This window comes from Pseudoalteromonas sp. SG43-6 (assembly GCF_014164365.1).
Classification (GTDB): Bacteria; Pseudomonadota; Gammaproteobacteria; order Enterobacterales; family Alteromonadaceae; genus Pseudoalteromonas; species Pseudoalteromonas rhizosphaerae.
Window position 1 is genome coordinate 1 of the sequence record NZ_JACJEZ010000077.1, and the last position, 13,848, is coordinate 13,848.

Below are 13,848 nucleotides of genomic sequence, written 5' to 3' on the forward strand. Positions count from 1 at the left end.
TAGCACATCTAGAAGAAGCTGCTGACGCAAATATTGAAGATAAATGGTTGGTAGATATTACTAAAGACATTAGTAAATTATGTCACTTTGACTTTACTCCTTACCACAAAGTGGTTATTTGGCATGGAGATAATGCGCCTGAACAGTCGTTACTTTACTTGTGTTGCCATATAATTGATGAGCATAAACTCTATCATATCAGTATTAACGACTATGACCTCTCCACTCATATGCTACATGGAGTAGGTGCCTGTTCTCTTGAAATGTTAGACTTCCTGCATAATCAAGAAAAAAATATCAATCCCATAAATTGCATTCAATATGCACAGTTATGGCAAAAACTAGTTAAGCTATCGAAGCGACCTGACAGCTTATTGCGTATTTTTGAAAGCAACGAAGTTAAGTCTGTTGGTGAAGATTATTTTGATAAACAAATATTGAGGCAATGCCAAGAACAAGGCCAAGGAAACTTTGTATTAATGCTGGCAGTAGTTGGTCATGTTCTGGGGTTGAGCGAGCAACTTATTACAGACACTTTCATCATTGCTCGAGTCTACTATTTAATACAAGATACTCGTCTTGAGTATCAAGGGAATTTAGATAAGTCGCGTCAGTTAAAAATTCGAATCAAGAATTGATTATAGTAACCTACTAAACTCTAAGAGAATACCATGAAGACTTTACAACTCAACTCAATCATTTTATATCACTTTTACCGATCATAAGAATCAAGTCCAATTAACAGAGTTTACCGAGATAGACACTAGTAAAGATACAAAGCCTTACGTAAAAGGCGTCCTGTCAAACAATGAATATTATGCAGCATGGCTTGACTATACCAATATCACTGCGTTGAATATTTCAAATAATAAAAACATTTTTAAGTTTGTTGCGCCTTATACTTTAACCAATAGTAATCCTGATTCGGATAAAAACTCCAGTCTAGATTGCCACGATCTACCTAGTAGCGCACTCTACCTAGGTGCTTTCGAGCTAGATTACCTTACTAATAACATCAACCAATATGGGCAACAGTTTTTAGGTAAGTATAGTACACTTACTGCAATAGATTATGATGGACAAAAGGCTGTTGATGTCACTATACGTCGGTATCCAACACAGGCTGACCAAGAGAGAAAAAACAACTCAAGTGCTCACAAGCTGATGCTTGATGTAGATGAAGGGTTGATCTTAGTTGATGATGCTATCGTAGAATAAGCGTTAATGGCTTTGATTATGGGTTAGCCTCCCTTTTACCTGTATAATGAGTGACGAAGCATAGAAAGTTACTGATAAAGCTAAACAGATAAAAGTCAGAGGTAAAAACAGACTTTCTTGAAGTACGCCTTCAGAATCAATGCTGCCATAAAACATGGTTTCCATCAGTCCAGAAAACACAGCAAAAGCTAGCAGAATTGAACCACCGATAAATAATTTAGATTTCATAAAAGCTCCTTTAGCTGATAAATTGAGGTCATAAGCATGCCTTCTTTAATTATTGCAATATAGTTATCGTTTAATGACACAAATAGGATAGTTTCTTAGATTCTGACCACCGCCTGGCTCTAAGTAAACAAGTAATGTAGTGGTCAATAAAATTTGCAGGACTTAACTTATTGCTATTTTTTAGTTAAATGGGGGTTTGTTGCCAATTTTATCCAACCGTAAACATTCAAAGGCCCTATATGTCGTATTATCATATTTCTAATAAAACGTATGATGAAGTTATCCATTTTTTTTATGTTTGCTAAAGGCTTGTCAGAATATTGAATAATCCATTCAATTCGTGCTTGGCGCGCTTTTTTATATTGCTCCAAATCTATCTTATTATGACTTAAAGCTTTTGATAACGATAATGCATCCTCAAAAGCAGCTGCAGCGCCTTGTTGTAAAAGTGGAGAACAAGCGTTGGCAGCATCTCCAATAAAAACAATACGATTTTTATAGAAACGAGCTTCAGTGACCGATTTTAATTCACCTGTAATAATATTTAATTCATTAATTGATTTTAAAATACTTCTAGCGGGTTCCGCATAAGATGAGAATATACGCTTAATATCCTTTTGTGTATCGCCACTTAATGTATAGAAACTATTATCTTGATGGATATGTGCGTAACAATATAACTCATCTTTACTTAATGGGTAAGCCATAAATAAATCAGAGTTGCCAAGCATGTAGGTCGGTTCTAGTTGATGATTAGACGCCTTAACAATGAAACGCCACCCCGTTATTTTATGATTGTATAAAGTTTTAGTACCTCTAAACTGTTGATCTCTTGACGGTGAATTAACGCCATCTGCAGCTATCATTAAATCATATTTTCCAGCAATTTCCGTATTAGAACACTCGACTACAACCCCATTTTTATGATTATTAGCAGAAGTGATTTCTGTGGAATAGTGAATTTTATTTTCTATCCCCTCAGCTAATATATGTATCAATTTATTCCTTTTTAAGGCTACAAATGAGTCATTACTAAAAGGATAGCCTGTTAAGTTGGCGCGACTGAGTAATTCTCCATTTGATTTGGTATAATTTATTTCCTTTACCTTATGCGAATTTTTCATTACTTGATCATAGACGCCTATTTCTTTTAGTGCTCTTAGTGCATTGAACGGTAAAGCAATACCTGCTCCAGTCGTATTAAGAGAGCCTTTTTTTTCTATAATCTTGTAGTCAATGCGCTTTTCTTCTAACAATCGAGCCATAGATAAGCCCGAGATCCCAGCACCTACAATAAGAATTTTCATCGTTTATTTATTTCCAGATTGATAGACTTTCCTACTTTAACTAAGTAGCCTCTGAGCCAGAGTAATATGCTTCATAAGCTACTCGCAGCTAAAACTATTAACTTTGCAAGAAAAAGCTTAGTGAATGTCACTTGTTATAAAAAACATGCCGCCTGATATTGTTCTTACGTCAATTCGTTAGCGCTAGCAAGCAAGTTGACATTCCAAAAAACAGCGTCTAACCAGCGTGAATATTCCAGCTTCCGCTAGGCACTAACTAAAAATCATTAATCTCTAACCAAAACATCGCTATTACGACTAATATAAAAATACAAATCGGATATCTTAGTAACGCGCTTACGAGCTTTGCAGGGGAGAAAGAGTTCTCACTTATACCCCGACCTTTAGAATAGCTACTTCATATACCTTGGTATGGAGTATCTTCATCATTTTAAAGCTAGAGGAGTTCTTACTAGTTTGATTACTGTTCGTTTGCAGGTGTTTTTTAAATCTCTTCCTTTTTAATTATTGGATCAACAAATGGTTTGTTAATGAATGTTTCATTAATAAATTTTTCGTTAAAATAGAATAATTTTGAACTAATTAAATCAATAACATTAATGCGGTACATTAACCACCTGTAATGACATTTTAAGTATTTCATTCCATGAGTACTTACAGGCCCTTTATGACAGACATCTCCACCGATAGCCTCATAAAAATTAGCTAACTCTGGATAAAAGCATTTAGCAAAAATATATTTAGGAAATTTATTCGACTCCAATATTAGATCATAAACAAGTTTATTTTGATAATGAAATATATCCTTGCAACTAGCATGCATTGAAGTTATGTAAATAGAACCCTTTAAATCATCATCAGCAAAAGAGAGTTTGAAACCTAATTTTTCATTTATGACAGACAATGAGAAATCATCAGTTATTTGAAAAGAGATTAAGTGCCCAATGATATAGTTTTCGGGTGAATAGATTTCATGAAAATTTATATTACTTAGATTTTCATTTAACATTTGTAGATGTTCACTATCGCATGGTACGCCATGAATATCAGAATAATAAGCACTGTAGTGTTTTAAACGACTACTCGGTATTTTCTTACTAGATCGGACAGTAACTTTATTATGAGAAGAAACATTTAAATAAGGGTTATCACTACCCAAAAAATTATCTTTATATCTTTTTGATAAAAGAGACTCTAATTTAACTTTGTCGGGAGTAATAAAGGTATTTAAATCGTGTTTAAAGCCCATATATACCATTAGTAATACTTGTTTTTTTAACGAAGGCCTTGTTCTCTCATTCTCCCATCTAGAAAGTGTAATTTCATCTAGTAACTCAAATGAGGCTTCAACATCTAAACTCTGTATTTTTACAATAAAATCAAACTGAGTTAAGTTGTTTTCTATTCGATAGCGTTTTATATATTTACCTAACAAATTCCCTCCAATAAAGTTTTTAAAAGTTAACTTTAACGATAATTAACTACTACATTAAATAGAAATACCTTTACAAAAAAAGAAGCCCTGATACCCATAAATATATTGATGAGGTAAATTTTTATAGAGTTCATCTAACGTCTCAATTCGTTCGACTATAATACCTTTCTTGAAGTACTTATTATTTTCAAATGCGAAATTTCTAAGTAGATCTAATTCTAGTTTATTTTTTGACATGTCTACTTTTACATAGTCGTAATAACCTAACTTAAGCTCATTATACCTGAAATCACCAAATACATAGTCATAATCATCTAGAGCTAGTTTAATACCCCGCCCCTTCAGAAATGTTAACCCTTTAATAACATTACAGCACTTTCCACATTTATCTCTTTCAGTAATTTCAACGACTAACTCAAGCCCATTTAAAGAACAAACTAAGTTTAACTCTAATATTTGCGATAAAATTCTCACATCACATAAATTATTTCTTTCTAGGTTAAAAAATAAAGTACTAAATTTATTTAAATTTGTTGCATTTGTAATGTTATTAAAAGCAAAATCAAGACTAAATTGAGTAATAATTCCAAGATTTATTGCATTTAAATAGGTTTGAAGTTCAAGATTCGATTCTGCCCTTGAAAAATCAACTAACAGCTCTCCAGCCACCACTTTATTATTTATATCAACAATTTTTTGCACCTTATAATTAAGGTTTGAAGTATGTAATTTACTATTAAGTGATAGATGTAACTCTTGCATTAAAGAACATTGATATAAGATTGTGATGCTGCCCTAAAAACAATTCAATAATTCAATAATACAGGGTTTCTAACATATGAAATTAGCATTTAAAAATAATAAAAAAAAGAAATGCTAAGCCTTACCTCTCTTCAATAGATTATCATGATCGTCGCAGCACTCCTGTGTCAGGAGCTGTCTAATGAACATATTGATAACCAACGCTAAAACTGACCACAATACTAAGCAATATTCTTCAATTTAAATGCTTCTGGGTTAAATAGCCACTCGTACTACGTTTCCTTGTTTTGTTGCAATGAACTTCAATGTATTCAAATACAGCTTGCCGCATTGTTTTCTTATCCATAATTGACTGACCATGAATTGCCTTGACTTTCAATAAGTGGAAGAAACTCTCTGCGCGTGTATTGATATCACTGTCAATAAGACTAAGTATATAATCTATGTTCCAATAATTCCCTTTTGGCATACCATAACGCAGCTTTGAATCAACAAAATCGTTGTATTTTCTCATCTCGCAGCTGTTGTTACAATGCTCTCTGACTGACCAATTCACCGAATTTAAGTTATTAATAGAACCAGCTTCGCGACACCTTAAGTATCGAAGCAATACATGACACCCTCAATTTTCCTTGATGCGCTCGCAAGAATTTGTACCGCTTTATTTCTGATTCTTCGAGAAGTAGATAGCGATAGAATAATAATTACAAAATCGCTAATAACGCATTAACACTTTTATTGGGAAGTTAAATCGATATTTATGCTGTAAGTGTTATTTTACCAACAGCTTTTCCAGACTCAAGGTGGTCGTGTGCTTTAGAAACCTCCCAAATTGAGTAGTCACTTTCATCAATAATTGGGGTTATCTTGCCAGCATCAACCAGTTCAGCAATTTCAGTCAAAATTTGACCGTGTGATTCATGGTTGATGCCATGAACAAGTGGAATAAGCATGAGTACACTATGGAATGACAGGCTTTTCAAAGCGATTTGTAGTGGATCTTCAATCGGTAAAATTGTTGATACATGACCATTAAACTTAGCCGCTTCAAATGACTTTTGAATGTTTTTACCAGAAACAGTATCAAATATTTTGTCAAATCCAACACCGTTGGTATATTTAGCCACATAATTGGCTACTTTTTCTGTTGTATAATCAACTAAATTATCCGCACCAACGGTTTTTGCAAGTGCTCCGTTAGCAGGCGAATAAGTAGAAGTAACATTAGCGCCTAGCACTTTTGCTAATTGAACAGCGATATGGCCAACACCACCAGTAGCACCATGAATAAGAACATTATCACCTGCTTTAACATTCATTTTATGAACCAGTGCTTCATAAGAAGTTATTGATACTAACGGAAGTGCTGCTGCTTGTTTCATGGTTAGTGTTTTAGGTTTTTTAGCCATTAAACGTGCATCAACCAACATAAATTCAGCTAAAGCACCATCTACACCATTAACACCACCAGCCATACCATAAACTTCGTCACCAATGATAAAACCAGTGACACCTTCTCCTACTTCGCTAACAATACCCGCTACATCACCGTGTAGTACTTCTGGCAAATTAGCTGACCAAGGTAATTCAACAGAGCGTAGCATGGTATCAATTGGGTTTACACTTGTTGCTTTAACTTCCACTACCATATGTCCTTTTTTAGCCACGGGCTTTGCTTTTTCCACTAGCTGAAAAACTTCAGTTGTGCCGATTTCATTAATGATCATTGCTTTCATATTATGTGCTCTTCATTTGTATGTTCGTTTAAGTACGACCATTCTATTTGTTGTCAACAGAACAAGCCATTACCCAATTAACAAGTTACTTTTGTCTTTTAAGCAATGCGGTATTAGAATAACAAGAAACTTTATATAGGTAGAAACAGTTATGAGTTCACTAAATCGGTTATTGTATTTTAATTGTGTCGTTGAAACAGGGAGTATCTCACAAGCCAGTAGAATATTTGATGTACAGCCTTCTTCTATCTCAAGACAATTAGCCGTTCTTGAACAAGAACTAGGTGTACGCCTTTTAAATAAAACCACCAGGAATACTGGGTTAACAGAAGCTGGGCGTAAGTACTATGAATTTTCTCAGCGTATTGTATCGGAGTTTGATGAAGCCAAAAGAGCGGTAAATGATTTGCAAGAAAAGCCAAAAGGTAATCTCAAAATAAGTATGACCGTGGGTTTTGGCGAAAGTGTTGTACTACCACTTATCCCGAAGTTTATGTTGTTATATCCAGATATTGATATAAGGCTTGAGTTAACAGAACGAGTTGTCGATCTTGTCGAAGAAAATATCGATGTTGCCATTCGAAGCGGACGCTTATCTGATTCGACAATGATTGCTAAACGACTGGCATTCAACAATTTTTTATTATGTGCTAGCCCCCAATATTTAGCTAACAGGGGCACACCTCAATGCCCTAAAGATTTAGCCGAACATCAATGTATTAGATACAGCTATGCTCGCTGGAAAGATTGGTTTTTAATGGCAGAAACAAGAACAAAACTAGTCATTAACAATGCTATTTCAGTGAATTCAGTAAATGGCCAAAAGCAGCTAGTGATGAATCATACAGGGCTTACCTTAATGCCGTTATGGGCAATTAAAAATGAATTAGCTGATGGCTCTCTGAAGCATGTTATGCAGAACTATACCTTTAGCCCTTACGAAGAGCTAAGCGCTACCTACGCAATTTATTTAAAGCGAGATATGATTTCACCAAAGGCACGGGTTTTCTTAGATTTCTTAGTAGAAAATATTGCAAGTATTGATGTCTAGTTCTACTTCTACGTGTACAGCGGAGGTGTTGGTGTTACTACAGCTTATCACTATGAGCGCAATTGGCACTTTTGTGAAGCTTGGTTTTAATCAGTGAGCTCAATCACTCGGTTTAATTACTGATGATATTGCTTCAACTTCTTTGCTATTAATACCATTTTTCTATTGGCTACAGGTAAAAGCTCATAAGGATAGACTCAACAGGTGCAACCTCCTGAGATGAACAGCAGCCCTAAATTGACTATTTTGCAAAACTTAACAACGGCAAACCCTTCATTCTAGTGCTTCAAATACATTTTGTATTTGTCGTAGAAAGTTATTGACCGTAGGAGAGCATTGTAAATCTAACTCATAGGGCAAGTATTGAGTAGAACAATGCATAATAATTGCTGCCTATTTGCATATGCAATTTGAACGCGTTGGAATACAGAAAGTCAGCTACATTGATACTTACGAAGATTTAAGGCTAAACGGTTTAAAGAAGCTTAGATACAAGCAAGGTTATCAAGCTCATTAATAAACACTCATAGCTTTACCTTAGAGTAACAATCAAAATAAAAATAATTTAGAGTCACTATGCTTGACAACCGTTTTGAAGCATAGCTTAATATTTTCATAATTCGCATCAGTTTCGATATTGGCCTTCCCTTCAGAGTTATTTTTCAAGGGAAATGAGTCATCAGGATTTTCTGTGAATGTATAAATTATAAAATCAAGCTCTTCTTGTGATAGCAACTGCATACAGCCTATAAAATGGTATATTAAAATTTATTTTATATATTTTCTCCTCTTAATCGATTAGCACTTTTAAAACATATTTAATTTAGAATGCTATCCTGCAGTCCAACCATTTGAATAGTGAACCATAATTTAAATGGTGGAGTGGATCACTTTTTGGTTGTTGTTGACACTACCTTGGAATGTTAATCAAGGCTAGACGCATTTGCTCAGACGCTTACCCTGAATCTTACCAAAACCGGTCCACTTAGTTGTCGCGAACTGGCCAAGTTAACGGCTGCCTAATACTTCACCATGAATTTTAAATGGTAATAGCATATTGTTTTTAAATGCATGTATGGATGCTATTCGGCTGAGTGGTTGACAGGTGTAAGATGTTTTTTTCACTTAATTGAAATTGGATTTATATATGTATAGAAAGTGTATGAAAATTGGACTTGTGGCAGCTTTGGCTTCTTGCTTTACTGTAAGTGCGGCAACTCAAGTTGTAACTGTTACGGCATCAGTTGATAGTAGCTTGACAGTAATTGATACCTCAGGATCGTGGGATGCTCCTATCGCAATGGCTGTTAATAGCGCAGGAAATGGGCTTCAAACAAAAAACATCAACTTAAATATGGTATCGAATAACTATAAGGATGTTCTAATTACATTACAAAGCTTCCCTAGCTTGACAGATTCTGTGAATGGAACATCTATTCCAATGACTTTTAAAATAGCGGATACCGCATTAGCACAAAACACACCTGTAACAATTGATAAAGATGCTTTGTACAATACTACTGAAGGTGCAATTACTAGCGCTAAAGATATTACTTTATCAATAGAAAGTGCGTCAACTACTGCGCTAGCTTCGGGTCAGTATAGAGGCTCTTTTACATTCGATTTTTCTATCGCTCCATAAATTTGTAAAGGTTCACAATGATTGGTGATTGTAGCAATGTTGAGCATGAAACATACTATTTTATAAAAGAATGTTTATATCGACAATCTAATACCGAATATAACGATGTAAGAGGCTACATTCACCATCATTTTCCGAGTTTTGTTATTGATGATGGCCTAACTAATAATGAAAGTTTAGATCTTGATAAAGAAAGAGATGAAAGAAAAAATACAGACGATTATAAAAGTTTTGATGTGAACCCACCAGACTGGTTCAGTGTGGATGAAATTGAATTTGAACCGTATCAAATGTACATAAATAACACGAAATCATCCGTTGTGTATGTAAAAAAAAATAATAATAAAATAATATTTAAAGAAAAACTAAGATCAGAAAAATTAGAACAAATATTCAAAAATAATGAAGTTGAATATAATGATTTCATACTAAAAGCAGCTAGCAGTGGAATTGAGATTGATAAACCAATTAGATATACCAATATATCAATCGCTGTTAGCTATGATGATAAATTTATTTATATACGCTCAAAAAAATACTCAAAGGATGAAGTGTATTCGTATGGAGTAAATACAGGGATATCACATTGGCATTATGCAAAGTTAAATTATCAATCTGGAGGAGAAGAAGATATATCTTTAAGAGGTCAGGATAGTTATAAAACAAAATATGGACTGTTAATAGCTGAGTATGATGTAGACAATAAAAGAAAGAATGACCCTTTTAAATTTGATAACTTGTCATATCTCCTTAAACCTATACTTAATAATAAACTGCAGTTAGCCTTTTCATATATTAATGATAATGGGTACAACAATCCTGCCAATGGAATAGGTAGAACCTATTTTATAAAACGTAATACTTTTTTTGGCTTGGAATTATATAACTTTAGCTTATTTGATTATGATTATAATGCAAGAAAGTCCGAAGGTAATTTACTCGTTTACTCTAAGGATTATTCTTTAGCCACCATATCTTCAAATGGAAGAAAGATATTAAGTATACAACTTTCACCAGGTTTTAATGAAGTCGATGATAGATTGTTAAGTGCGGGATACAGCAGGTTAGTCATAGAAAAAGAATACTCTAACGGCGAAAAAGAAACAGAGATAAAAGAATATTTTAAAAAAAGCATTAGTAAGAACAAAGTAAATACTTTCTTTGCTAAAGTTATGGTTGGCCGTAATTATTATAGAGATAATTATTATGACTCACTTGGTTTTAACGGCTTATATGTTAGCTCTTTAGGTAATTTTCATCTTAACTCATTCTATATTCCAAATAAAGGGGCTGCAAGTGAACTTGTTTATTCTATGAATGGAATTGATATTCAATCAGTCATAAGTAGTAAAGGAGATTTTGCTCTTGGATCGCAGTTTAGATTCAAAATTTTGGATGACTTATATGTATATGCTTCTGCTTATAAAGTTGAATTAAATGATTGTAAAAAAGAGTCTATTTTTCTAAATCGTAAGTGTGGAACCAATTTATCCGGAAGCCTTACTTATTCACTTCCTGGAGCACTTAATGCAACTTATACATATACAGATTACAAGTCAGAAAGCTTGGGGGTTAACTATGATAGCAATCGATTCTCTTTAAGTAAAAGCTTTAATTTTAATCGATTCGTAATTAGCTTTAACGCTAATTACGAGTCGAAAAATTATGATTCAATATATAATAGTAAAATGACTAGTTTTAATGCTGGAATAAACTTTAGCTATGGATATAAATCAAATTCTTACTCCTACTCATCTTCGATACATAATAGTAATAAAACTAACAAACAGGGTAGTAGTAACGTCTTATCTTTTGCTAAAAATGATAAGGACTATAACATGAATTTTAGGGTTTCAAAATATAATCAAGGTGAATTTTCATCAAGCTTATACGCGGGTTATAACTCACCATACGGTGCATTTAGATTAAATACTAATTATGGGGTTATTAATAATATAGGGATAAGTCATGAATATGTGGCAGCAATTAATGATAAAAGCTATAGCCTGAAAAGTGTAAACACACTACGTTCTGACGCAGGACTTATATTTGACATGAGAAATATACCAGAAGGAAGTGATTTCCGATTAAATATTAAAGGTTCTGCAAGAAGTAATGTAAAAATAAGCTCATCAGAAACTAGTTTTTATCAAATAAAACCGGGGAACTACAAGATAATGGTTGAAGATGATTATCTATCAGATAATGGGATTTTTACTGTTAAGGTTAAAGATGATAGTGTGGATGTTTTTAAAGGTGACATTAAAACAATACAATTTTCATACGAAAAAACTATAGTGATTGGATTTAAAATTAAAGGTTACCAAAAAATAAATATAGAAGGTTGTACGGTATCAAATGTAGGTGATGAAAATTATGAGGCTACTTGTTTGTCAGATGAATTTCTTACCAAAGGATTTATTGATATTAACAATGACGACCTACCGTTACGTTGCACTTTTAATAACCACAATAATTACAACAATATATATTACAGCCTTGGAGAGTTGACTTGTGATTAGAACAATATTTTTTTTTACATTTTTCTATTTATTATCCCCTTTAAATAGTTTTGCGATATCCGTATCCCCAATGGAAATATACGGAAATGAAAATGACCTAGTTACTAAAAGTATCAAGGTAACTAATTCCTCAAAATACACTGAATATGTTCGTGCCTTAGTATATGAAATAGTGAACCCTGGAACCCCAGAACAACGTGAAGTGTCAGTTGATAATAGTGAAATCTTATCATTTAGTATTTTCCCTAGGAAAATAATATTAAGCGCAGGTGAAAGTAAAAGTGTAAGGCTACTATATTCTAGAAATGAAAATGTTATAGCTGAAAAACTATACAGGGTTAGGTTTATACCTACATCAGAATTTTCCGTAGGCGTTACAGTAAAGTTATCATACGGCGTTTTAGTTAGAGTGCTGCCCCTTGAACTAAATTATAATTACAAAACTTATAGTGATGGGAAAGTAGACTTCATTGAAAACTCAGGGAATGTCAGAGTGCATATTAAGAACAAGTGTAAGGCTGATATTGACAATAAAAGTAAGCAAGAATTTAGGCTTTACCCCGGTAGTAAGTTTGCAATAAATAAATTGTGTTCTATTTCAGACTTCGAGATAAAGAACGACGCAGGGAAGATAATTTAATGAAAACAATAGTGTGTTTGTTTGTCATTTATTTTTCTATGATAGGTTATGCAGCTGCCAGCTTTGAAAGAGGAGTGCATTTATCTCATACATTTAATAATGTTCACTTAGATCCTGATTCAGCAGGCCATCAATATATTTCTAGTTGGAGGCCAAGTGAATCCATAGTATGTCGGAGCGAGGACAGCATGAGTGATTGCGGTCAAGACTTATTCCGAAACAGCAATGCCTTACTTGTTATTAGTAATTACGACTCTAGATCGCCAGCTTGGTCTGCAAGTTCTAAATCACATGTTATGAATATCCCGATAATTAATCAAGAAACAGGGACTTTCTATAACGTTAAACTATTGTGTGATATTAGTAATGGAGTGAGAAACCGAGGGTGTTATGCTGGTGTCGCATCACATTCAAATGGTGGTAGAATTATTTCTTTATACTTAGATAGGGCTAGCTTTTCAGATGTTCCTGACGGTATCTACTCATCTTCTAGTGTAGGTATAAGCGCAACAGATTGGCACTCTTCTTATCTTATATTTACTGCCTCATTTAATATAAATATCATGGTTAACAGGAGCTCCAGTGAGCAACCTGTAAATGTAACAACTTTGCATCCAATACAGGGAAATACACTGCCGATAATTTTTAATAAAGTAAGTGTAAATGAGGAATATGGAATAGGAAGTTTAGACTTTTGTCTAGAAACCGATGACTATTCTAGTCTAGATATGTTTATAGTAACAGATGCTCCCTATATTAGTCTCTACGGACAAAGAAGGGACCTCGCAAAGTTTCAGTTGACCAATATCGAAGGCTCTACAGAGCAGTCAAAAAGGGTCATAGAATACACCGTGGAGTCCCAAACCTTAGGACTTATTGGAGCTGGCAGCTGTTCTTCTAATAATACTCGATTTTGTCAAGCCATTATAAAAAATATAGATTTTGAAGGTTTAGCGACTTCTGACTCACCAGGAGGTGGGGGGTGTAAAAGATTTGATTTGAGAATTAAAACAGACGTGTTTAATACCCAAGAAAAACTATCTGGAGAATATACTAGCAGTTTCTATATAAATATAGATAAGGGAACCTAATAGTGTTAAAAGTAATCTGTATTGCGGAGTTTTTCAAGTTAGTTGTCGCATCAAATTAAATTTTATGCGACAACTAACTTGAAAAACTCCGTAGGTGGTGACGTTTCATAACCCGATAAAACGAACTCTCGGATGCTATCCATACCCCTTTATCAAGCAACTTGGGCACTATTTTGCTCGGCGGTAAATGCCCATACTCAGCTGAATTGACTGTTT

12 protein-coding genes and 1 pseudogene are annotated in these 13,848 nt (G+C 33.8%); 7 read left to right on the forward strand and 6 right to left on the reverse strand.

Annotation, left to right across the window (positions count from 1 at the left end; genetic code table 11):
* Together H5201_RS20990 and H5201_RS20995 are read left to right on the forward strand one after the other, a co-directional pair.
* On the forward strand, positions 1-638 hold a 638-nt coding region (locus H5201_RS20990; RefSeq protein WP_182785314.1), incomplete at its 5' end, for a DUF3658 domain-containing protein.
* 214 nt (positions 639-852) lie between these two features.
* On the forward strand, positions 853-1,218 hold the full coding sequence (locus H5201_RS20995) for a hypothetical protein (protein ID WP_182785315.1): 366 nt from the start codon (positions 853-855) through the stop codon (positions 1,216-1,218).
* A gap of 3 nt (positions 1,219-1,221) precedes the next feature.
* Here the strand turns inward: H5201_RS20995 and H5201_RS21000 are convergent, their stop codons facing one another.
* From H5201_RS21000 to H5201_RS21025, 6 genes and pseudogenes are all read right to left on the reverse strand, one after another.
* A complete protein-coding gene (locus H5201_RS21000) occupies positions 1,222-1,446 on the reverse strand; it encodes a DUF3955 domain-containing protein (protein ID WP_182785316.1) in 225 nt (74 codons plus the stop codon).
* A gap of 173 nt (positions 1,447-1,619) precedes the next feature.
* Complete coding sequence (locus tag H5201_RS21005; protein WP_182758619.1) at positions 1,620-2,753, reverse strand: FAD-dependent monooxygenase; 1,134 nt, start codon at positions 2,751-2,753, stop codon at positions 1,620-1,622.
* Between the two features lie 484 nt (positions 2,754-3,237).
* Complete coding sequence (locus H5201_RS21010; RefSeq protein ID WP_182785317.1) at positions 3,238-4,188, reverse strand: helix-turn-helix transcriptional regulator; 951 nt, start codon at positions 4,186-4,188, stop codon at positions 3,238-3,240.
* A gap of 54 nt (positions 4,189-4,242) precedes the next feature.
* A complete protein-coding gene (locus H5201_RS21015) occupies positions 4,243-4,950 on the reverse strand; it encodes an EAL domain-containing protein (RefSeq protein ID WP_182785318.1) in 708 nt (235 codons plus the stop codon).
* A gap of 221 nt (positions 4,951-5,171) precedes the next feature.
* A pseudogene (locus tag H5201_RS23315) lies at positions 5,172-5,359 on the reverse strand (IS3 family transposase); the annotation flags it as partial.
* A gap of 349 nt (positions 5,360-5,708) precedes the next feature.
* Positions 5,709-6,686 (reverse strand): zinc-dependent alcohol dehydrogenase family protein, encoded by a 978-nt coding sequence (locus tag H5201_RS21025; protein ID WP_182785320.1) that lies wholly within the window; start codon positions 6,684-6,686, stop codon positions 5,709-5,711.
* 151 nt (positions 6,687-6,837) lie between these two features.
* Between H5201_RS21025 and H5201_RS21030 the strand changes: the two genes are divergently transcribed.
* The 5 genes from H5201_RS21030 (at position 6,838) to H5201_RS21050 (ending at position 13,632) form a co-directional block, all read left to right on the forward strand.
* Complete coding sequence (locus H5201_RS21030; RefSeq protein ID WP_182785321.1) at positions 6,838-7,737, forward strand: LysR family transcriptional regulator; 900 nt, start codon at positions 6,838-6,840, stop codon at positions 7,735-7,737.
* Between the two features lie 1,162 nt (positions 7,738-8,899).
* Positions 8,900-9,379, forward strand: coding sequence for a CS1 type fimbrial major subunit (locus tag H5201_RS21035; RefSeq protein ID WP_182785322.1), 480 nt, complete (start codon positions 8,900-8,902; stop codon positions 9,377-9,379).
* Positions 9,380-9,396: 17 nt separating this feature from the next.
* The gene (locus tag H5201_RS21040; protein WP_182785323.1) at positions 9,397-11,901 is read left to right on the forward strand and encodes a hypothetical protein; all 2,505 of its coding nucleotides are present in this window, start codon (positions 9,397-9,399) and stop codon (positions 11,899-11,901) included.
* Positions 11,894-12,541 (forward strand): hypothetical protein, encoded by a 648-nt coding sequence (locus tag H5201_RS21045; protein ID WP_182785324.1) that lies wholly within the window; start codon positions 11,894-11,896, stop codon positions 12,539-12,541. The genes H5201_RS21040 and H5201_RS21045 overlap by 8 nt, the downstream gene beginning before the upstream one ends.
* Complete coding sequence (locus H5201_RS21050) at positions 12,541-13,632, forward strand: hypothetical protein (protein ID WP_182785325.1); 1,092 nt, start codon at positions 12,541-12,543, stop codon at positions 13,630-13,632. Before H5201_RS21045 ends, H5201_RS21050 begins: the two co-directional genes overlap by 1 nt.
* The last annotated feature ends 216 nt before the right edge of the window (positions 13,633-13,848 follow it).

Bases quoted from the DNA above. Each gene is read 5' to 3' on its own strand.
- H5201_RS21000 (WP_182785316.1), bottom strand. From the start codon at position 1,446: ATGAAATCTAAATTATTTATCGGTGGTTCAATTCTGCTAGCTTTTGCT.
- H5201_RS21005 (WP_182758619.1), bottom strand. From the start codon at position 2,753: ATGAAAATTCTTATTGTAGGTGCTGGGATCTCGGGCTTATCTATGGCT.
- H5201_RS21015 (WP_182785318.1), bottom strand. From the start codon at position 4,950: ATGCAAGAGTTACATCTATCACTTAATAGTAAATTACATACTTCAAAC.
- H5201_RS21025 (WP_182785320.1), bottom strand. From the start codon at position 6,686: ATGAAAGCAATGATCATTAATGAAATCGGCACAACTGAAGTTTTTCAG.
- H5201_RS21030 (WP_182785321.1), top strand. From the start codon at position 6,838: ATGAGTTCACTAAATCGGTTATTGTATTTTAATTGTGTCGTTGAAACA.
- H5201_RS21035 (WP_182785322.1), top strand. From the start codon at position 8,900: ATGAAAATTGGACTTGTGGCAGCTTTGGCTTCTTGCTTTACTGTAAGT.
- H5201_RS21040 (WP_182785323.1), top strand. From the start codon at position 9,397: ATGATTGGTGATTGTAGCAATGTTGAGCATGAAACATACTATTTTATA.
- H5201_RS21050 (WP_182785325.1), top strand. From the start codon at position 12,541: ATGAAAACAATAGTGTGTTTGTTTGTCATTTATTTTTCTATGATAGGT.